Below are 19,967 nucleotides of genomic sequence, written 5' to 3' on the forward strand. Positions count from 1 at the left end.
CGATGAGTGTGTCCAAGCCCAAGGAGAACAAGTCCAAGGAGAACGCCGCACCCGGCGTCCTCGACGCCCTGCGGGCCACGCCCCGTTCGGTCCGCTACCTCCTCGGCGGTGTGCTGCTCAACCAGCTCGGCGCCTTCGTACAGACCTTCCTGGTGCTGTATCTGACCCATCGCGGCTACGGCGTCGACAAGGCGAGCTTCCTGCTCGGCGCCTACGGCGTGGGCGCCGTCGCGGGCACCCTGCTGGGCGGCGAACTGACCTCGCGGCTCGGCAGCCGCAACACCATCACCACGGCGATGAGCTGCTCGGCGGTGCTGGTCTTCGTCATCCCCTGGCTGGCCGGCCCCGGCCACTACCCGGTCCTGCTCGGCATCGTCGTCGTCCTCGGCATGATGACCCAGTCCTACCGTCCGGCCGCCTCCGCGCTGCTGAGCGATCTGATGCCGGACGAGTTCCGGGTCATGGGCTTCTCCATGCTGCGCATCGCCATGAACGTCGGCGCCGCCGCCGGTCCGCTGCTCGCCGCGGGGCTCATCCAGATCGACTGGAACCTGCTGTTCTGGGTGGACGGTTCCAGCGCGCTGGCGTACGCCCTGCTCGCCGCGTTCTTGCTGCCCCGCCCGGCACCGGCCGCCGACGGGCCGGAGCCCGGCACCGCCGCCGCGGCCCAGCGTTCGGCGTACGGGGCCATGGCCCGCGACGGCCGCTTCCTGCTCTACCTGACCTCGATGCTGCTCAGCGCCCTGGTGTACGCCCAGTTCTTCGCGGTGCTGCCGGTCGACCTGGACGAGGCAGGCCACTCCACCGCCCTGTACAGCGGGGTGCTGACCCTGTCCTCGGCGCTGCTGATCAGCTTCGAACTGGCGGTGACGGCCCGCATCCGCCGCTGGCGGGCCAGCACGGCCGCGACGGTGGGCACCTTCGTCTACTGCCTCGGCATCGCCGGGTTCGGCCTGCCCGGCAGCGTGCCCGCGCTGGTGCTGCTCACCACCGCCGTCAGCGTGGGCGGCCTCATGGTCAGCGGCCCGACCCTGTGGGCGCACCCCGCGAAGGCCGGCGAGAAGGTCCGCGGCCGCTACATCGCCGCCTCCCAGACCGTGTTCGGCCTCGGCTCGGCGGTCGGCCCGGCCCTCGGCATGCTGATGTGGACCCACTACGGCGACGGCGTCTGGGCCACCTGCGCGGTCCTCGGCACCCTGGCGGCGGCCCTGGCCTTCTTCGGCCTGCGCCCCTCGGACGAACAGCCGGACGCGAAGGCCGAGCGGACGGCGGCGCAGGCGGAAGAGACCACCGTCGCCGCCGCCGAGGAGGCCACCGCCACGGCCGGGAACGCCGTCCCCAGCGGAGCCTGAGCACCTCCTGAGTAACTCCCCATTCCACCCCGGCCCGCCCACCACCACCGCGCGCGGGCCGGGCACCCCTCATCACCCATGAGCCCAGCAGAAGGAGCACCCGTGCCGGTCACCGACACCATCGCGCCCAGCGTCTCGACGCACCCGGCGGACCAGCCCACCCGGACCGCCACCCGTCGGCGGCTGCTGATGTGCCGGCCCCGGCACTACGACGTCACGTACTCGATCAACCCGTGGATGAACCCCGAGCGCGGCACCGACAACCTGCTCGCGGTGCGCCAGTGGGAGCAGTTGCGCGACCTCTACCGCGAACTCGGCCACAGCGTCGAGGAGATCAAGCCGGTCGAGGGGCTGCCCGACATGGTGTTCGCGGCCAACGGCGCCACCGTCGTGGACGGCAAGGTCTTCGGCGCCCGCTTCCGGCACGCCGAACGCACCGCCGAGGGGCCCGCCTACCTGCGCTGGTTCGAGGAGCAGGGCTACCGGGACGTGCTGTGGCCCGAGCACATCAACGAGGGCGAGGGCGACCTGCTCACCGTCGGCCGGCGGATCCTGGCCGGGACCGGCTTCCGTACCGACATCCGCGCGCACACCGAGGCCCAGGAGTTCTTCGGGCTGCCGGTCACCTCGCTGTCCCTGGTCAACCCGCGCCATTACCACCTGGACACCGCCCTCGCGGTGCTCTCCGACGACGAGATCATGTACTACCCCGAGGCGTTCACCCCGGGCAGCCGGGCCGTGCTGCGGGCGCTGTTCCCGCACGCCGTGATCGCCACCGCCGAGGACGCCGCCGTCTTCGGGCTCAACGCCTTCTCCGACGGCCGCCATGTGCTGCTGCCGACCGCGGCCCGGGGACTGCAGGCCCAGTTGCGGACCCGCGGCTTCGAGCCGATCGGGGTCGAGCTCAGCGAACTGCTCAAGGCGGGCGGCAGCGTCAAGTGCTGCACCTTGGAGCTGCGCGACCGCTGAGCCACCCGAGTCCTCCTCAGGGAAGCCCCTCAAGGAAGTCCTCCTCAGGGAAAGGATCACCATGTCCACCGCGCTCGCGACTGCGGACAGCCGTAACCGCCTGCTCGACCTGCTGGCCAGGGGCGGCGCCCGCTACCGCCTCCTGCACCACGCGCCGCAGGGCCGCACCGACCTCGCCAGCACCCTGCGCGGCCACAGCCTGGACCAGGCCGCGAAGAGCCTGGTCATCAGGGTGGCGCTGAGCAGCAAGCGGCGCCGGTACGTGATCGCGGTGGTCCCCGGGGACCGCAGGGTCGACCTGCCCGCGGTCAACGCGCTGTACGCCGGCCGGGAGGCGTCCTTCGCGGCCCGGGACGTCGCCGAGCGGCTGACGGGCTGCGTCAGCGGCTCCATCATGCCGCTCAGCTTCGACCCGGACCTGGACGTGATAGCCGACCCGGACCTCCTCGCCCACGAGGAGATCTTCTTCAACACGGGCCGCCTCGACGAGTCGGTGGCCCTGCGCACGGAGTGCTACCGCACGCTGGTGGCCCCGCGCGTGGAGGCCATCGCGGACCAGGGCGCCTGACCGGTCCTGGCGTACGACCGGTTCACCTGTGGCAGGTTCTGCTCAAGGACGTCGGATCGCCCCTCGGAAACAGAAGCCGATGGCTCACGATCCGCGCCATCGCAGCGGCGAAGGGGTACCGGCGGTGCGGGGTGCGGTACCGCACCCCGCACCTCCCGCGTCGTCCCTGCCCGCATGCTCCACCGCGCCCGACGCGGCCGCCAGTACCCCTCGCCGTCGACCGCGGTGCGGCGGCGGGCGGGGATGTCCGGGACGGCGGAGGTCGGGGCGGGGCGGAGACGCTACGTTGCTTTCCGTATTCCGAAACAACGGGCCGGGACGGCCGACCCCGAAGGAACCCCGAGGAGACCGCGATGCCGGGAGGCAGGCTCACCCAGCAGGAGCGCCAGCAGATCGCACTGGGGCTGGCCGACAGCCTCCCGTACGCCGAGATCGCCCGCCGCCTGGACCGGCCGACCTCGACGGTCACGCGCGAGGTGATGCGCAACGGCGGCCCCACCGCCTACCGCGCCGACCTGGCCCACCGCGCCACCGAACGCCGCGCCCACCGGCGCGGACCCGCCGCCGCCCGGGGAACGCGGCCGGCCCCCCAGCCGCACGGGCGGGACGCCGAGGCCCTGACCGGGTACGAGGAGTCGCTCACCGCGGTCCTCATGGCCTCCGGTCTCCCGAAGATGGGGGCCCGGGTGCTGACCTGCCTGTTCACCACCGACGCGGGCAGCCTCACCGCGGCCCGGCTCGCCGAGCGGCTCCAGGTCAGCCCCGCGTCGGTCTCCAAGGCGATCGCGTTCCTGGAGAGCCAGAGCCTGGTCCGCCGGGAGCGCGACGAACGCCGCCGGGACCGGTACATCGTCGACGACGAACTCTTCTACCAGGCGACGATCGCCAGCGCCCGGGCCAACGACCGGCTCGTCGAGACCGCCCGCCAGGGCGTCGCCGTCCTCGGCGCCCACACCCCCGCCGCCGCCCGCCTGGAGAACATCGCCCGCTTCCTCGACTTCATCAGCGAGAGCATCGTCCGCGCCGCCGAACAGGCCCGCGAGGTCCTGCGCACCGCGCCCGGAACGCCCCCGGGAACACCCCCCGACGAACCGTGATACTAATACCGGTATAAGAATTGGGTCGACGTGCCGTGGGGAGTCACACGCATGGTGGAGATCAAGACCGATGCCGCGGTGGACGCGATGCGGGAGGCCGGGCGCGTGGTGGCCCGCGCCCTGGCCGCGGTCCGGGCGGCGGCCGGCGTGGGGGTGTCCCTGCGGGAGCTGGACGAGGCGGCCCGGGCCGTGCTGGCCGAGGCCGGCGCCGGTTCCCCGTTCCTCGGGTACCGGCCGTCCTTCGCCCCGGTCCCGTTCCCGGCCGTGATCTGCACGTCCGTCAACGACGCCGTGTCGCACGGCATCCCCACCGGCTACCGGCTGCGCGACGGCGACCTGGTGAGCGTCGACTGCGGCGCCGAACTCGACGGCTGGACCGGCGACGCGGCCGTCACCTTCCCCGTCGGAACCCCGCGCCCCGGCGACCTCGACCTGATCGACGCCACCCAGCGGGCCCTCGACGCGGGTATCGCCGCCGCCCGGGTGGGCAGCCGTGTCGGCGACATCGCCCACGCCGTCGACACCGTCGCCCGCGAGGCGCGCTGCGGCATGCCCGCCGACTTCGGCGGCCACGGCATCGGCCGCCGGATGCACGAGGACCCCCACGTCCCCAACCGGGGCCGCCCCGGGCGCGGCTTCCCGCTCCGCCACGGCCTGGTCCTCGCCATCGAGCCCATGTTCATGGCCGGCGGCCGCAACACCTACCGCACCGACCCCGACGGCTGGACCCTCCGCACCACCGACGGCAGCCGCGCCGCCCACATCGAACACACCGTCGCCATCACCGACCGGGGCCCGCGCGTCCTGACCCTGCCCTGACGTTCCGGCGGCGTCACCGCGCCGGGGTGATCTCCTTCAGAGACCCGCCCGGGGCGGCCAGTTCGGAGACCCGCGACTTCGTCAGGTACTGCTCACCGAGCCCCTTCTGGCCGAACCAGGGCCTGATGGGTCCGGCCTCGACGGTGAGCGCCTTGACGACCCGGTACAGGTGGTAGTTGAAGGGCGGGTTGCCGCGGGCGTACGCGTCCAGGTTGGTCGGCGGGAGGGCGCGCTTCGCGTACGGCGTGCCCTCCGGCGCGAGGAAGAAGCCGTTGCCGCTGCCGAAGAGGTCGACCCTGGCCCCCACCGGAAGGGTCCTCGGGGACTGCACCGGGCGGCCGTCACGGAGGACGAAGCCGTTGTTGTCCGGGTACCACCACCCCGACTGGTTCTTCTGGTCGGTCTGCCAGTAGCAGCCCAGGAACCAGTACTGCGAGGTGCTGTCCTGCGGGTGGTAGCCCCGCAGCATCCGTCCGACGGCACCGGTCGTCGTGAGGTAGCTGGGGCCGAGCCGCCAGTCGTCGTGGTAGTAGTCCTGCAGCCCGGTCGGCGGCGCCGAGGTCGTGGAGGCCGTCCGGTGGCTGATCGGACAGTCGTAGGCCCCGGCTCGGGCAGCGGCCTCACGTGCCTGGGCGGGGACTGGTGCTGCTCCGATCAGAAGGAGCGAAGACGCAAGTGCGCTCCAGAGAAGACGTCGCAGGGCGCGCATCCGATTCCCTTCTCTTCCGGTGCCGGCCGGCACCGGATACGCGGGCGTGTGTGGTCGCCGCGGAAGGGACTGCATCCCAGGGATCCCCGTGGCGCGGCACGGGGCAGTCAATGCGCGCCTGACGAACAAAGAACCGAGCTGCCACGAGCGGGTCACCCACCCGGCACAACGGAACACCCCGAACAGCCCAAGAGCGGGTCGTACGGTCGCACGATCACCACCGGCCCCGAGCGGGCGCGGCGGGAGCCGGATGTCATGGACCGATCGCAGGAGCCACCGGCTTACGGACCGGATCTCCGTAGGCGGCGCGGAACGCGTGTCACTCGAACGGCGGGCCGGGAGTGCAGCCGGCCGGCGGGCCCGGAACCCTAGGATCCATCACGGTACAAAAGGGGCATATTTCCGCTGTCCGGCACGGGCGGGTTCACCTCACCACCGAAGGAGACGGGATGTCGCACCGCGCCGGGAGAACGCGCTGGAGGCGTTTCGCGGTGGTCCTGGTGCCCTGCGTGGCGGCGTGCGCGAGCGTCGGCATCGCCATGGCGCAGGGCGCGCTCGCCGCGTCCTTCTTCATCTCCGGCCAGAAGTTCCAGGTCACCGCCGACTCGTTGACGGCCCGCGGGTTCAGCCTCTACGGCACCATCGACGTGACCAGGAAGCACGAGCTCGTCCCCGTCGTGGTCACCGGCTTCCGGCACGCGACGGTCCGCGGGCTCTGCCAGTCCGTGGTCGTCGACATCCCGGTGGTGGGCACCCGGACCCTGCGGCTCACCGGCGGTGACGGCCGGCCGGCCGAGGCGTCGAACCTGTTCATCGACGCGACGACCGAGACGGTCGCCGACGCGACCTTCGGCAACCTGGACATCGGTGTCGCCCAGGGCGCCCTCACCAAGGGCCCGGTCAGGTCCACGGACCGGAACTCGCGGTTCTTCGATCCCGACGCCGTCGCACAGCAGGCCACGTCGGCCACGCTGACCGACGTACGGGTGAACGCGGTCGCGGTCTCCGCCGGCACGTTCAACATTCCGGGCCTGGCCCTGCGGCTCGTACGCGGCGACCAGGCATGCCCCTGATCCGGGCACCGAGGACCAGGACAGGACGCGTGATCACCAACCCCTTCGGCAGACGACGTCAACCGGCCGCCACGGCAGCGGAGTTCCGGCGCAGGTTCCGGATCTGGCGCGGTGAACGCCCCTTCTGGGCCGGGCTGTTCACCTTCGCGGCCGGTCTGCCCATCCTCTACTGGCCCTACGCCCACCTGGATCTGGGCGGGATCCCGCTCGCCCTGTCGACCACATCCGGCGCCGGGTCCCTGGTGATCGGAATCCTGCTGCCGACCCTCGGCGTCACCCTCTGCTGCCGCCCCCACCTCCGCGTGTTCTCCGGCATCGCCACCCTCCTCCTCGCCCTCGTCTCCCTCCCCATCGCCAACTTCGGCGGCCTCTTCCTCGGCGTCCTCTGCGGCCTGATCGGCGGCGCCCTGGCCTGCGCCTGGCTGCCACCACCACCGGCCACGGAGCCGCCGAACGAGCACGCGGCCACGGCCACTTCGCCGACCACGGCGACTTCGGCGGCCACGGCGACTTCGGCGGCCATCACGGCTTCACCGGCCGCAACAGGCCCGGCAGCCATGACAGTCCCGGCGGCCCCAACCGCCCCCGCGGTTCCGGCGGTTCCGGTGGTTCCGGCGGCTCCGGCGGAAGAGGGGCCCCATGGCGGCTGACCGTCGGATCGGCGGGTGGGTCGTCGGCCGGGTCCCCCGTCCTCTCGTCTGTGCGCTGGCCGTGGTCTGTGTGCCGGCGGCCGTGTACGCCGCCGCACCGTGGCCGGCGGTGGAGCGGGACGGGCGGGCGAGTACGGGGGTCTCCCCGGCGCCCGCCGACGACGTACCGGGCGACCGGCCCCCGGCCCGCGCGGCGAGGGGTTCCTGGGTGCTGCGCGCCGACCGGCTACGGCTGCGCGGGGCGCGGTTCCGCGGGGTGGTCACCGTGCGCACCGCGGGCGGGACGGTCCGGGCGGTGAAACTCACCGTGCGCTCGCTGGAGGCCGTCGACCTGGATCTGACCGCGGGCCGGGGCCGGGCGGCGATCCGCCTGCGGACCGGTTCGACGACATCCACCTTCAAGGGCCCGGGCACTCGGGGCGTGGTGACCCTCTATCTGCGCAGGCTGTCCGGCACGGTCACGGGCCTCGGCGGCCGCCCGCTTCCCGCGGACCGTACCGTCACCGTCACCCCCGACGCCGTACCCGACTGGCTCTCACGGCCCACCGCCACCACCCGCACGATCACCCTCACCACGGCCACCGCCACCCAGGCCGCCCAGTTCGGCGCCCGCCTCTCCGTCAAGGGCGCCCGACTGCGGCCCGCGACCGGGTGACCACCCCGCCTGCCCCTCACCACGGCGACCTGCCGGCGTACGGCCGGCACGGCAGCCGGCCCCCGTGCCCCCGTGCCCCCGTGCCCCCGTGTCCCCGTGTCCCCGTGTCCCCCGCCCCGGACGACCAGGGCCCCCGGCCCCTGACACCCACCTCCGCACCCACCCCTCCGTGAGCGGTCGGGCACAGTGTGTGCCTATGGTGGGCGGGTGACGGGCGTTTCCCCGTGGCCGCGGGTGTGGCGCAGGCTTCGGGTGCAGGGGCCGGCGGCGGCGCGGATCCTGGTGGTGGCGGTGTCCTGCTGGCAGGTGGCGCTGTGGGCCGGTGCCGATCAGCCGCCGGTGTTCGCCGCCATCGTGCCGCTGCTGTGTCTGCGCGGGGACTCCGCCTCCTCCCTGGCCGCGCTGCTGCTGAGGATCCTCGGGGTGATGGCCGGGGTGGCGCTGGGCGTCACCGTGGTCAGCCTCTTCCGGCCGAGCACGGTCGTCCTCGCCGTCGTGCTGGGGCTGGCGCTGCTGTGCGGGGCCGTCGTCAGTTCCGGGACGACACTGAACGTGCAGGTCGCGGTGACCTCGCTGCTGGTCTTCGCCAACCCGTCCCCGGAGTCGTACGGTTTCGCCCGGTTGTGGGAGAACGCGCTGGGCGGCGCGGTCACCGCCGTCCTCGCCCCGCTGCTGTGGCCGCGCGACCCCCGCCGGGAGACGGCCGCGCTGGCGCGGAAGTGCGCGGTCGGGCTGGCCGACGGCCTGGTGCGCAGCGCGCGGGCGATCGGGTCGGCGGACGAGGCGTCCGCGAACCGGGTGTCGGCGCAGGCGGAGACGGACCGGCTGCGAGGTTACGGGGCCGAGGCGCGGGAGGCGGAGAAGGCCCTGCGGTTCAATCCGGTGCGGCGGCGCCACCGGGCCGAGGTGGCCGAACTGGGCGACCGGGTCGACCTCGCCGTCCGGGCGGCACCGCATCTGCTGACCCTGGCCGCAGAGGTCGAACTCGCCACCGCGCGGCACGGGCTCACCCCGACCCTCGCCCGCGCCCGGACCTGCCTGATCCCGGTCGCCGAGGCCACCGGGCGCGCCCTGGAGTCGCTGCTCGCGGGGCGGGATCCCGGGGCGGACACGGGTGCCGCCCGCGCCGCACTGGCCCGGTACGCCAAGAACGACACGGCACCGGCGGCCGTGATGCTCCGCAGGCCGTTCACCAGGATCCTCGACCTCTGCGACGGCGCGTAGCACCGAGGCGGCCCGGGCGCCCACGGTCACGCGTTGAGCCGGTCCCACCGCTCCCTGGTCAGGGCGGTGGGCCGGGGCAGCGCGACGCCGTCCACGGACAGGTCGACGCGCTCGTTGTAGAAGGCGACCATCCCGGCGACGGCGGAGCACGCCGCCGTCGGGAAGTCGTACGCCCAGGCCAGGTCGTCGTGGACGGCCGTCCCGTGCGCGAACGACCAGTACCCGCTGGTGCGGCCCTTGTACGGGCACTGCGTCACGGTGTCCGAGGGGCGCAGCAGGGTCCAGTCGACGTAGGTCCGCTCCAGGTAGTAGCGGGTGGGCAGGCCGGTCTCGAAGAGCTTCACCGAGGACGGCGCGTCCGCCAGGACCACGCCGTCCACCTCGACCCGGACACTGCTGGACGAGCGCAGCGCGTCCACCCGGGTGTAGGGGCTCCGGGGGTGCACGAAGACCTGTTCCTCCTCCTCGTACCACGCGTCGAGCGCGTCCCACCGGAAGCGGGCGGTGCCGACGAGCTGCTCCGGGGCCCCCTCGGCCCAGACCCAGGCCGCACCGGCACGGACCTCGGCGCCGACCCGCAGCGAGTGCCGCCGGGCGGGACCGGGGGCGAGCCGGCCGGTGCGGCCGTCGTCGGTGAGCAGGACGCCCTCGGCGAGGTCCCGCAGCGGAACGGCGTACTGCGGATAGCCGGGCCACTCCCACACGTACCAGGCCCGCCGGGTGTCGAACACCCACCGGCCGCCGACCTGCGCACGGATCCGCCGCGGCACCGGTTCGACATGCCCGGCCGGGACGACAAGACCCGGGTAGTCCACGCTCTCGTCCGGCATACGTCCTCCTGGTCAGGGACACCGTGGCCGGTCACCCGTTCGGCGACGGCCGATGGCCGGCGGCCCCGGAGACCCCCACGATGACGGAGAGGACGGGAGGCCGCCGTGGGACACGCTGTCGGTGACGTGCTGGGCCTGGCCGCGGGTGTCGCGGTCAGCCCCCTGCCGATCGTCGCGATCATCCTCATTCTCGCCACCCCGCGCGGGCGCCTCAACGGCACGCTGTTCGCCCTCGGCTGGCTGCTGGGGCTCGCCGCGCTCGGCGCGATCATGCTGGCCGTGGGCGGCTCGGGCGGTGCCTCGGACCACAAGCACCCCGCCACCTGGGTCGGCATCCTCAAACTCGTCCTCGGCGCACTCCTCGCGCTCTTCGGTGCCGTCCAGTGGCGGCGCCGCCCCCGGGACCCCTCCCAGGCGCAGCTCCCCAAGTGGATGGCGGCGATCGACCACTTCACCCCGGGCAAGATCCTCGGCCTGGGGCTGCTGCTGTCGGCGGGCAACCTCAAGAACGCGCCCCTGACCATCGCCGCGGCCGCCTCGATCAGCTCCGCCGGGATCCCCGTCGCCCAGCAGATCGGCACCCTCGCGATCTTCGTGGTCATCGCGTCCCTCGGCGTGCTCGCCCCGCTCGCCGTCTACCTGGTCATGGGCGACCGCGCCCAGGGCATCCTCGCCAACTGGCGGGAGTGGGCCGCCCGGCACAACGTCGCCGTCCTCGCCGTCCTGTTCTTCGTGCTCGGCCTCAAGCTCCTCGGCGACGGGATCAGCATCCTCGCCGGCTGAGCGACTAGCCCCCGTTCCCCTCGACGTCGACCTGCAGATGGATCGGCCCCCGGAGGACGGGGCTGCGCCGGTACGGCGGCGGGTCGGCGACGAGGCCGGGGTGGTCGAGGCGGCGGGCCAGCTCGGTCAGCGCGATCTGGGCCTCCCGGCGGGCCAGCGGGCCGCCGAAGCAGAGGTGGATGCCGCTGCCGAAGCCGAGGTGCTGGTTGTCGGTCCGGTCGGGGTCGAAGCGGTCCGGGTCGTGGAAGCGGTCCGGATCACGGCTGCCGGAGGCCAGCATCAGCATGATCTGGGAGCCCTTGGGGATGACGGTGTCGCCGACCGTGATGTCGCTGTACGCGGCCCGCCAGGGAATGATGTGCACCGGCGGTTCGTAGCGCAGCAGTTCCTCGACCAGCGGGACGACCAGATCCGGGTCGTCGCGCAATCGGCGCAGCACGTCCGGGTGGCGCAGCAGCGTCAGCATGCCGTTGGTGATCAGGTTGACGGTGGTCTCGTGGCCGGCGATCAGCAGCAGGTTGGCGGTGCTGATGATCTCCTCGTCGGTCATCCGCCCGTCCGGCCCGTCGTCGTTGGCCAGCCGGGACAGCAGGTCGTCGCTCGGGTGCCCGTGGCGCTGCTCCACCAGCCCGCCGAGGTACTCGCGCAGGTCCTGGCGGGCCCGTACGCCGGCGTCGAGTTTCTCCTTCGGGTCGGTCCTCGGGTCGTAGTCGATCGAGTTGATGATGTCGTTGACCCACACCCGGAACCGGGGTTCGTCCTCGCGGGGCACGCCGAGCAGATGGCAGATCACCGTGACGGGGAACGGGTAGGCGAGGTCGTCGACGATGTCGACGCGGTCCTTGCCCGCGAAGCCGTCGATCAGGCCGCCGACCGTGGCCGCCAGGTCGGGTTCCAGGCCGGCCACCAGCCCCGGGGTGTGCGGGGGGCCGAAGTGACGCATCGCCATCCGCCGCAGCCGGTCGTGCTCGGGCGGGTCCATGTTGATGAACGCCGGGGTGGCCCCGCCCGGGGCCGCGGGCATCGGGTGCGCCAGGTTGCGGACGTCGGAGCTGAGGTGCGGGTTGTGCAGGATGTCGGCGAGTTCGCGGTACGTGCTGATGACGTAACTGCCGTCGTCCTGCCGGGCCACCGGCGTCCGGCGCAGCTCGGCGTAGAGCGGGTACGGGTCGGGGCGGGCGGAGTAGTCGAGGATCCGGTGCAGTGTGTCGGGTGTCTCGGTGGTGGTCATCTCGCGCTCCCTCCTACCGGTGGTGCTGGTACGCGGCCGTGACGCGTCGCTCGCTCGGGTCGTGTCCGGTGACGACCACCGTGGCGCCCTGCGCGAGCAGGGTGGGGCCGGGGAAGTCGACGGGGACCGGTTTCATGTCGAGGGGCTGGTCGGGTGCGGGGCAGGGCGGCGGGAAGGGCGCGGCCGTCTCGATGAGACGCCGGTAGTGGTCCAGCCACTTGGCGTTGTTGAAGCTCACCGCCGCGGTGACCCGGCCCCGGTAGCCGTACGCGGCGACGAAGCGGTGGTCGGGCACCGAGCCCTGGGTGACGACCACCTCGTCGGCGAAGGTCGGCACGCCCACGGACTTGATGTTGACGCCGAACTGGATCGACCAGAACAGCGGGACGGACAGGTGGGGCCAGCGGTCCGCCTGGCCGTGGACCATGTTGTGGGCCGCGACCTCGGCCTGCTCCACGGCGTTGGCCCAGTGCTCCAGCGAGATGAGCCGGTACTCGTAGACCGGGTTGGGGCAGCGTGCCACGTCCCCGGCGACGAAGATGTCGTCGGTGATGGTGCCGTTGAGGTCCATGGCGCGGCAGCCCGTGTCGCAGGCGATGCCCCAGACGCCCGCCGCCAGGCCCGAGCCGCGCAGCCACTCGGTGTTGCGGATGCCGCCGAGCGCGACCACGGCCACGTCGGTGTCGAGGGTGCTGCCGTCGTCGAAGTGGGCCCGGCGCAGCCGCCCTTGGTCGTCGCCCTCCAGCCGGGTGACCTTGACCCGGCAGCGCAGGTCGACGCCGTGGGCGCGCTGCAGGTCCGAGGCCACGTCGCCGATCATGGCGCCGAGCGCCCCGACCAGCGGGGCCGGCGCGAGTTCGGCGACGGTCACCGGGATGTCCCGCTCGCGGCAGATGGAGGCGATCTCGGAGCCGGTGAACCCCGCGCCGATGACCAGCACCCGGGAGGGTCCGGCGGCCAGGGCCCGCTGCAGGCCTTCGGCGTGCTCGCGGGTGCGGACGACGAACACGCCGTCCAGCGCCGCCTCGCTCTCCACGAACCAGGGCCTGGCCCGTACGCCGGTGCAGATCAGCAGCCGGTCGAAGGGGATCTCGCGGCCGTCGGCGAGGCGCACCCGGTTGGTGGCCAGGTCCAGGCCGCTCGCGGGTACGCCCAGCAGCCACTCGGCGTCGATCTCCCGGCGCCGCGGCAGCAAAGTGCCGTCGGCGGGCACCCAGCCCGTCAGCACCTGCTTGGACAAGGGGGGACGGTCGTAGGGCTCGCCCAGTTCGTCGCCGATCAGCGTCAGCGAGCCGGTGAAACCCTCGTCGCGGAGCGCTTCCGCGGCCCGCAGCCCCGCCAGGGACGCCCCGACGATCACGATCCGGCCGTCGCGCTTGAACGCTCGCAGATTGTCGGCGCTGGTCATGACCTCGACGCCTCCACCGGTACGTCCCGCCTCTCGGACCGCCCCTCCGGCCGCCCTTCCAGCCGGTCGACCAGGATCGCCTGGACCGGGCAGGCCGCCGCGGCCCGCAGCACCCGGTCGCGCTGGGCGTCGTCGGGGTTCGGGTCGTACATCAGCGCTTCCTCGCCGTGCATCCGGAACGCGTCCGGGGCGAGGAACGCGCACTGTGCGTACCCTTCGCATCGGGAAAGATCAACGACGACTCGCATCCCGGCCTCCACAGGGATCGCAGGCTGCGGACCTCGAAGCCGGCGCCCGCCGGGAGAAGGGGGCACGCCGCGGGTCTCCGCAGAGAGAATGGGGCATGGCGTCCGGGCCGGCTCCTGGCCGGCCCGAGGCGATCGGCGGCGGCGCGGAACCGCCCACCGATCCTGGCATTCCTGCAGTTCAGCCTATTCCGCGCGCACACCGCCCGCACCCCGGGAGACCATGTGCCGACAGGGGGGCCGACCGCAGCAGGAGGTTCCCCATGGCCTCGGACCAGCCCCTCACGGAGACCGCGTTCCGCGAGCTGTACCGACGGCTGCGCGGCCGGGGACCGCGAGGGGCGCTGGACCGGCTGACGCCGGAGCGGGTCGTGGCGGCCGCCGCCGAAGTCCGGTACGGGCGCCAGGTGTCGCTCGCCGCGACCGTGGAGACCCGGCCCGCGACGGACTGCCCGGAGCCCGCGACCCACCGGATGACGGCGCCCGCGCCCGGCGAGAGCACCGCGCCCGGGCTGGTGTTCGCCCGCGACCGGTTCGCCATGAACGTGCACGGCGACGTCGACAGCCACCTCGACGCGCTCTGCCATGTGATCTTCGACGGCGAGCTGTACGGCGGTGTCCCGGCGAGCGCCGTGACACCGGACGGTGCCGGGGCGCTCACCCTCGACCTGGTCCGGGACGGGATCGTCGGCCGCGGTGTCCTGCTGGACGTCCCGCGGCTGCGCGGGGTGCGGTGGCTGGAGCCCGGCGACCAGGTGACCGCCGATGACCTGGCCGCGGCCGAGGCCGCCCAGCGGACCGAGGTCGGGCCGGGCGACCTGCTGTTCGTGCGGCTGGGGCACCGCCTGCGGCGCCGCACCCTCGGCCCCTGGGACGTGACACGGGCCCGGGCGGGCCTGCATCCGACGGCGATGGACTTCCCCGCCGAGCGGGGCGTGGCGGTCCTGGGCTCCGACGGCAACAGCGACGCGGCCCCCGGCGCGGTCCCCGGCATCGGGTTTCCGGTGCATGTGCTGGCCGTCAACGCGCTGGGCCTGCACCTGCTGGACTGGCTGGACTTCGAGGAGCTGACGGCGGTCTGCGAGCAGCAGGGGCGCTGGCACTTCCTGTGCGTCATCGCCCCGCTGCGCCTGCCGGCGGCGACCGGCTCCCCGGTGAACCCGATCGCCGTCATGTGACGGCGCGCGGGCCGCGTCGGCTCCGAGTGCCGCGCCCCCGTACGACGCGTACGTTCGAAGGAGGGACGCAACAAGGACGGTGGTTGCCATGGACGCCCTGCCCCCGTACGACGTCATCGTCATCGGCACCGGTGCCGGCGGCGGCACGCTGGCCCACCGCCTCGCCCCGTCCGGGAAACGCGTACTGATCCTCGAACGCGGCGACTACCTGCCCCGCGAACGCGACAACTGGGACTCCACCGCCGTGTTCGTGAAGGCCAAGTACCGGGCCCCGGAGTTCTGGCTGGACCGGCACGGCAAGGAGTTCCCGCCCGAGGTCAACTACTACGTCGGCGGCAACACCAAGTTCTACGGCGCGGCCCTGTTCCGGCTGCGCCCCGAGGACTTCGGCGAACTCCGCCACCACGACGGCGTCTCCCCGGCCTGGCCGATCGGCTACGACGACCTGGAGCCGTACTACACCCAGGCCGAGCACCTCTACCTGGTGCACGGCCGGCACGGCGAGGACCCCTGGGAAGGGCCGTGCAGCGCCCAGTACGCATACCCTCCGGTCGAACACGAGCCGCGTATCGAGCGGTTGAGCATGGACCTGGAGAAGCAGGGCCTGCACCCCTTCCACCTGCCGATCGGCGTCAACCTCACCCAGGACGAGGACGGCCGGGCCACCCACTCCAGCGTCTGCGTCCGCTGCGACCGCGTGGACGGCTTCCCCTGTCTGCTGCGCGCCAAGTCCGACGCCCAGGTGATCTGCGTGGAACCGGCCCTGGAGCACCCGAACGTGGAGCTGGTCACCCACGCCCGGGTGACCCGGCTGGAGACCGACCCCACCGGGCGCACTGTCACCTCGGTCGTCGCCGAACTCCCCGGCGAGCGGGAGGCCCGGTTCTCCGCCGACGTCGTGGTCGTCGCCTGCGGGGCCGTCAACTCGGCGGCGCTGCTGCTGGCTTCGGCGAACGACCGGCACCCGAACGGCCTCGCCAACAGCTCCGACGTGGTCGGCCGGCACTACATGCGCCACAACAACCTGGCGCTGATGGCCGTGTCCGAGGAACCCAACGACACCCGGTTCCAGAAGACCCTCGCCCTGCACGACTGGTACCTGGGCGCGGACGACTGGGAGTACCCGCTGGGCGGCATCCAGATGCTCGGCAAGTCGGACGCCGAGCAGATCCACGGCGAGGCCCCGCGCTGGGCCGGGGCGGTCCTGCCGGACATGCCGTTCGAGGTGCTGGCCCATCACGCCGTCGACTTCTGGCTGTGCGGCGAGGACCTGCCGCAGCCGGAGAACCGGGTGACCCTGGAGGCGGACGGGCAGATCCGCCTCACCCTCGACGAGGGCAACAACATCGAGGGCCTGAACCGCCTGCGGCACAAGCTGCAGCACCTGCTCGGCCATCTGGGCATGCGCGAGCACCATCTGCTGTCCCACAGCATCTACCTGCACAAGGGCATGCCGATCGGCGCCACCGCGCACCAGGCCGGCACGGTGCGGTTCGGCACCGACCCGGCGGCCTCGGCCCTGGACGTGCACTGCAAGGCGCACGACCTGGACAACCTCTACGTCGTCGACACCAGCTTCTTCCCGAGCATCGGCGCGGTGAACCCGTCCCTGACGGCCATCGCGAACGCCCTGCGGGTCGGCGACCACCTGCTGGAGCGGCTCGGCTGAGCCGCCGTCACCGCCGGGACCCCGACCGGGCGAAGATCCTGCGCCGGGCAGCGCAACGCGGTCCGCCGCGGCGTGCCGACACCCCTCCCCGGTGTTTGTCTGACGACCGGACCTCCGGGCGTCGCGCCCGGCGGAGGCGGGCACGGCAGTGGAGGAGCGGGACAGCGTGAGTTCCACCGAGGGGACATCCCGGGGCGTCGTCCCGGCGCATCTGCTGAAGGGCCAGAAGGCCCTGGTCACCGGCGCGAACTCCGGGATCGGCAAGGCGACCGCCATCGCCCTGGGCCGGGCCGGGGCCGATGTCGTCGTCAACTACGTGGCCGGCGGCGAGGAGGCCGAGAAGGTGGTCGAGGAGATCACCGCCCTCGGCGTCCGGGCGGCCGCCTACGAGGCGGACGTCTCCGACGAGCAGCAGGTCGTCGCCATGACGGAGCGGATGGTCGAGGAGTTCGGCACCATCGACATCCTGGTCGCCAACGCCGGACTCCAGCGGGACGCCCCGTTCACCGACATGACCCTCGCCCAGTGGCAGAAGGTCCTGGACGTCAACCTCACCGGGCAGTTCCTGTGCGCCCGGGAGGCGACGAAGGAGTTCCTGCGCCGCGGTGTCGTGCCCGAGGTGTCCCGCGCGGCCGGGAAGATCATCTGCATGAGCTCGGTGCACCAGATCATCCCCTGGGCCGGGCACGTCAACTACGCCTCCTCCAAGGGCGGGGTGCAGATGATGATGGAGACGCTGGCCCAGGAACTCGCCCCGAAGAAGATCCGCGTCAACGCGATCGCCCCCGGCGCCATCAGGACCCCCATCAACCGCAGCGCCTGGGACACCCCCCAGGCCGAGCGGGACCTGCTGAAGCTGATCCCCTACGACCGGGTCGGCGACCCCGAGGACATCGGCTACGCGGCCGTCGGCCTCGCCTCCGACCTCATGGACTACGTCGTCGGCGCCACCCTCTACGTCGACGGCGGGATGACCCTCTTCCCGGGCTTCGCCACCGGCGGCTGACCCGTGCACACCGTTCTGTCGCTGACCGGCGTACCACCGCAGACGCTGCCGGCCCGGTCGATGATGGCCTTCACCCTGGCCTCCCACATCATCCTGGTGCCGCTGGGGGTGGCGCTGCCGCTGATCACGCTCGTCATGCACGGCTACGGCCTGCGCCGCGGCGACGCCACCGCCCTGCTCCTTGCCCGGCGGTGGTCGGCCGTCATGGCGGTGCAGTTCGCGATCGGCGTGGTCACCGGCACCGTGCTGTCCTTCGAGTTCGGGCTGCTGTGGCCGGGCATGATGGGCCGCTGGGGCGATGTCTTCGGCATCGGCTTCGGCGTCGAGGCGTGGGCGTTCTTCCTGGAGGCCGTCCTCATCGCCATCTACCTCTACGGCTGGCGCCGGCTCCCCTCCCGCACCCACTTCCTGCTGGGGCTGCCCCTGCCGCTGGTGGCGCTGCTCGGCGCCTTCGGCATCCTCGCCGCCAACTCGTGGATGAACACCCCGCGCGGCTTCACCCTCGACTCCGCCGGCAACCCGGTCGACGTGAAGATCTGGAAGGCGGTCTTCACCCCCATGTTCGGCCCGGAGTACTGGCACTTCGTCTTCGCCATGTTCCTGACGGCGGGCTATGTCGTCGCCGGTGTCTACGCCGTGGGGTGGCTGCGCGGCCGCCGGGACCGCTACCACCGGCTCGGCTTCACCATCCCCTTCACACTCGCCGCCGTCTGCACGCCCGTGCAGTTCGTGCTCGGCGACTCCATCGCCCGGCAGGTCTTCCAGAAGCAGCCGGTGAAGTTCGCCGCCATGGAGATCGTCTGGAAGACCGCCACCCACCAGCCGGAGTACCTGTACGGCCGGATCCACCCGGACGGCACCGTCTCCGGCGGCATCAGGATCCCCCAACTCGACTCCATTCTGGCCGGCTTCCGCCCGGACACCAAGGTCACCGGACTCACCTCGGTCCCCGCGGCCGACCGGCCCACGACCGCCCAGGCCACCATCGCCCACTTCGCCTTCGACACCATGGTCGGGATCGGCTCCCTGCTGCTCCTGCTCGCCCTCTGGTACGGCGTGCTGTGGCTGTGGCGCCGCCGGCTGCCCGCCTCCCCGTGGTTCTTCCGGGGCGCGGCCTGCGCGGGCGTGGCCTCCGTCGCCGCCGTCGAGTGCGGCTGGATCACCACCGAGGTGGGCCGCCAGCCCTGGATCGTGTACCAGAACATGCGGGTCGCCGAGGCGGTGACGGCGACCCGCTCCGCCGGCCTGTGGACCATGTTCGCGCTGGTCGTCGTCGTGTACGTGTTCGTCTTCGGGTCGTTCCTCGCGGTGCTGCTGAGGATGCGCACCCGCTGGCGGCTCACCGACGAGCAGGGCGGCCCGGACGGACCCCGGCCGCCCCGGGAGACACCGGAGCCCGACACCCCCGAGACGGACACCCCGTACGGCCCGCGCTCCGCCGGGAGCCGGCTGTGATCGCCGGGGTCATCGCCGTCGTCCTGCTGCTCGCGATCGCCGCCTACGCCTGCGGCGGGGGCACCGACTACGGCGCCGGGTTCTGGGACCTGACCGCGGGCGGCGCCGAGCGCGGCAAGCGCCCCCGATGGCTGATCGACCACGCGATGGAGCCGGTCTGGGAGGTCAACAACGTCTGGCTGATCTTCGTGCTGGTGATCATGTGGACGGGTTTCCCGGTCCTCTTCCAGCAGGTGTTCACCACGATGTGGCTGCCCCTGGCGCTGGCCGCCGTCGGCATCGTGCTGCGCGGCGCCGGCTTCGCCCTGCGCAAGCCCGCCCGGCGGCTGGCCGGGCGGCGCCTGTACGGGGCGGTCTTCGCCGTCTCCTCCCTGCTGACGCCGTTCTTCCTCGGCGCCGCGGCCGGCGGGGTGGCCTCCGGCCGGGTCACCGCCACGACGACGGCGTCCACGGACGCCTGGGCCAACCCCACCTCCCTGCTGTTCGGCCTGCTCGCCGTCGCGGCCACCGCCACCCTCGGCGCCGTCTTCCTCGCCGCCGACGCCCGCCGCTTCGACGCGCCCGACCTCGACCGCTACTTCCGGCGCCGGGCCCTCGCCGCCCTCGCCGCCGTCGCCGTACTCGCCGTCATCACCCTCTTCGTCACCCACGGCGACGCCCCCCACGTCTGGCACGGGCTCACCCACGGCGTCGGCCTCGTCTTCGTCGTCGTCGCGGTACTGGCCACCGCCGCCACCGCCTGGCTGCTGACCCGGCCCTCCGCGGCCTGGTCCCGGGTCACCGCCGTCGGCGTGGTCGCCTCGGCCGTCATCGCCTGGGGCATGGCCCAGCGCCCCTACCTCGTCCCCACCTCCCTGACCGTCGCCGACGGCGCGGGCGCCCCCACCTCGCTGCGCTGGCTGGGCCTCGTCACCCTGGTCGCCCTGGTCTTCGTCGTCCCCGCCGTCGCCTTCCTCTACTGGCTGGACACCCACGGCGAACTGGAGGGCCTCACGGACACCGACCTGCGGCGCCCCGAAGGAGGCGGCCCGACAGCGCCCGGTTAG

General features: G+C 72.9%; 20 protein-coding genes. 15 read left to right on the top strand and 5 right to left on the bottom strand.

Annotation, left to right across the window (positions count from 1 at the left end; all coding sequences use genetic code 11):
• Window positions 1-2 precede the first annotated feature (2 nt).
• The 5 genes from ACGFZS_RS08050 to map all read left to right on the top strand — a co-directional run bounded on the left by ACGFZS_RS08050 (window position 3) and on the right by map (window position 4,805).
• Entirely contained in the window at window positions 3-1,352 is a 1,350-nt protein-coding gene (locus tag ACGFZS_RS08050) for an MFS transporter (protein ID WP_393794385.1), read from the top strand.
• 102 nt (window positions 1,353-1,454) lie between these two features.
• Window positions 1,455-2,321: a dimethylargininase gene (gene ddaH / locus ACGFZS_RS08055; RefSeq protein ID WP_393794386.1), complete on the top strand. Its 867-nt coding sequence runs from the start codon at window positions 1,455-1,457 to the stop codon at window positions 2,319-2,321.
• A 61-nt stretch (window positions 2,322-2,382) separates the two neighbouring features.
• Window positions 2,383-2,889: a YbaK/EbsC family protein gene (locus ACGFZS_RS08060; protein WP_393794387.1), complete on the top strand. Its 507-nt coding sequence runs from the start codon at window positions 2,383-2,385 to the stop codon at window positions 2,887-2,889.
• Between the two features lie 353 nt (window positions 2,890-3,242).
• A complete protein-coding gene (locus ACGFZS_RS08065; RefSeq protein ID WP_393794388.1) occupies window positions 3,243-3,986 on the top strand; it encodes a helix-turn-helix domain-containing protein in 744 nt (247 codons plus the stop codon).
• Window positions 3,987-4,037: 51 nt separating this feature from the next.
• Window positions 4,038-4,805: a type I methionyl aminopeptidase gene (map, locus tag ACGFZS_RS08070; protein WP_393794389.1), complete on the top strand. Its 768-nt coding sequence runs from the start codon at window positions 4,038-4,040 to the stop codon at window positions 4,803-4,805.
• A gap of 13 nt (window positions 4,806-4,818) precedes the next feature.
• Here the strand turns inward: map and ACGFZS_RS08075 are convergent, their stop codons facing one another.
• Complete coding sequence (locus ACGFZS_RS08075; RefSeq protein WP_393794390.1) at window positions 4,819-5,514, bottom strand: TNT domain-containing protein; 696 nt, start codon at window positions 5,512-5,514, stop codon at window positions 4,819-4,821.
• Between the two features lie 449 nt (window positions 5,515-5,963).
• Here ACGFZS_RS08075 and ACGFZS_RS08080 point away from each other — a divergent pair, with 449 nt between their 5' ends.
• The 4 genes from ACGFZS_RS08080 (at window position 5,964) to ACGFZS_RS08095 (ending at window position 9,116) form a co-directional block, all read left to right on the top strand.
• Window positions 5,964-6,587 carry a DUF6230 family protein gene (locus ACGFZS_RS08080; RefSeq protein WP_393660245.1) on the top strand — a complete coding sequence of 208 codons (624 nt, stop codon included), beginning with the start codon at window positions 5,964-5,966 and terminating at the stop codon, window positions 6,585-6,587.
• A gap of 29 nt (window positions 6,588-6,616) precedes the next feature.
• A complete protein-coding gene (locus ACGFZS_RS08085) occupies window positions 6,617-7,237 on the top strand; it encodes a DUF6114 domain-containing protein (RefSeq protein ID WP_393794391.1) in 621 nt (206 codons plus the stop codon).
• Entirely contained in the window at window positions 7,227-7,892 is a 666-nt protein-coding gene (locus ACGFZS_RS08090; RefSeq protein ID WP_393794392.1) for a hypothetical protein, read from the top strand. The genes ACGFZS_RS08085 and ACGFZS_RS08090 overlap by 11 nt, the downstream gene beginning before the upstream one ends.
• Before the next feature lie 207 nt (window positions 7,893-8,099).
• Window positions 8,100-9,116, top strand: a complete 1,017-nt coding sequence (locus ACGFZS_RS08095; RefSeq protein ID WP_393794393.1) for an FUSC family protein — start codon at window positions 8,100-8,102, stop codon at window positions 9,114-9,116.
• Between the two features lie 26 nt (window positions 9,117-9,142).
• Here the strand turns inward: ACGFZS_RS08095 and ACGFZS_RS08100 are convergent, their stop codons facing one another.
• Window positions 9,143-9,946, bottom strand: a complete 804-nt coding sequence (locus tag ACGFZS_RS08100) for a DUF427 domain-containing protein (RefSeq protein ID WP_393794394.1) — start codon at window positions 9,944-9,946, stop codon at window positions 9,143-9,145.
• A gap of 105 nt (window positions 9,947-10,051) precedes the next feature.
• Between ACGFZS_RS08100 and ACGFZS_RS08105 the strand changes: the two genes are divergently transcribed.
• The gene (locus ACGFZS_RS08105; RefSeq protein WP_393794395.1) at window positions 10,052-10,729 is read left to right on the top strand and encodes a GAP family protein; all 678 of its coding nucleotides are present in this window, start codon (window positions 10,052-10,054) and stop codon (window positions 10,727-10,729) included.
• A gap of 4 nt (window positions 10,730-10,733) precedes the next feature.
• On the opposite strand, the gene ACGFZS_RS08110 is transcribed toward ACGFZS_RS08105, so the two are convergent.
• From ACGFZS_RS08110 to ACGFZS_RS08120, 3 genes are read right to left on the bottom strand one after another with little or no spacing between them, the layout of a single operon-like run.
• Window positions 10,734-11,960, bottom strand: coding sequence for a cytochrome P450 (locus ACGFZS_RS08110; RefSeq protein WP_393794396.1), 1,227 nt, complete (start codon window positions 11,958-11,960; stop codon window positions 10,734-10,736).
• Window positions 11,961-11,973: 13 nt separating this feature from the next.
• The gene (locus ACGFZS_RS08115) at window positions 11,974-13,368 is read right to left on the bottom strand and encodes an NAD(P)/FAD-dependent oxidoreductase (RefSeq protein WP_393794397.1); all 1,395 of its coding nucleotides are present in this window, start codon (window positions 13,366-13,368) and stop codon (window positions 11,974-11,976) included.
• Window positions 13,365-13,616, bottom strand: coding sequence for a ferredoxin (locus ACGFZS_RS08120; RefSeq protein ID WP_393794398.1), 252 nt, complete (start codon window positions 13,614-13,616; stop codon window positions 13,365-13,367). Before ACGFZS_RS08120 ends, ACGFZS_RS08115 begins: the two co-directional genes overlap by 4 nt.
• 260 nt (window positions 13,617-13,876) lie before the next feature.
• Between ACGFZS_RS08120 and ACGFZS_RS08125 the strand changes: the two genes are divergently transcribed.
• The 5 genes from ACGFZS_RS08125 to ACGFZS_RS08145 all read left to right on the top strand — a co-directional run bounded on the left by ACGFZS_RS08125 (window position 13,877) and on the right by ACGFZS_RS08145 (window position 19,967).
• Window positions 13,877-14,791: a cyclase family protein gene (locus tag ACGFZS_RS08125; protein ID WP_393794399.1), complete on the top strand. Its 915-nt coding sequence runs from the start codon at window positions 13,877-13,879 to the stop codon at window positions 14,789-14,791.
• An 88-nt stretch (window positions 14,792-14,879) separates the two neighbouring features.
• Window positions 14,880-16,460 (top strand): GMC oxidoreductase, encoded by a 1,581-nt coding sequence (locus ACGFZS_RS08130; RefSeq protein WP_393794400.1) that lies wholly within the window; start codon window positions 14,880-14,882, stop codon window positions 16,458-16,460.
• Window positions 16,461-16,671: 211 nt separating this feature from the next.
• Window positions 16,672-17,466 carry an SDR family oxidoreductase gene (locus ACGFZS_RS08135; RefSeq protein WP_393794867.1) on the top strand — a complete coding sequence of 265 codons (795 nt, stop codon included), beginning with the start codon at window positions 16,672-16,674 and terminating at the stop codon, window positions 17,464-17,466.
• Window positions 17,467-17,526: 60 nt separating this feature from the next.
• Window positions 17,527-18,921 carry a cytochrome ubiquinol oxidase subunit I gene (locus ACGFZS_RS08140; RefSeq protein ID WP_393794868.1) on the top strand — a complete coding sequence of 465 codons (1,395 nt, stop codon included), beginning with the start codon at window positions 17,527-17,529 and terminating at the stop codon, window positions 18,919-18,921.
• Window positions 18,918-19,967 (top strand): cytochrome d ubiquinol oxidase subunit II, encoded by a 1,050-nt coding sequence (locus ACGFZS_RS08145; protein WP_393794401.1) that lies wholly within the window; start codon window positions 18,918-18,920, stop codon window positions 19,965-19,967. Before ACGFZS_RS08140 ends, ACGFZS_RS08145 begins: the two co-directional genes overlap by 4 nt.

It is taken from the genome of Streptomyces sp. NPDC048288 (assembly GCF_043201555.1).
Lineage (GTDB): Bacteria > Actinomycetota > Actinomycetes > Streptomycetales > Streptomycetaceae > Streptomyces.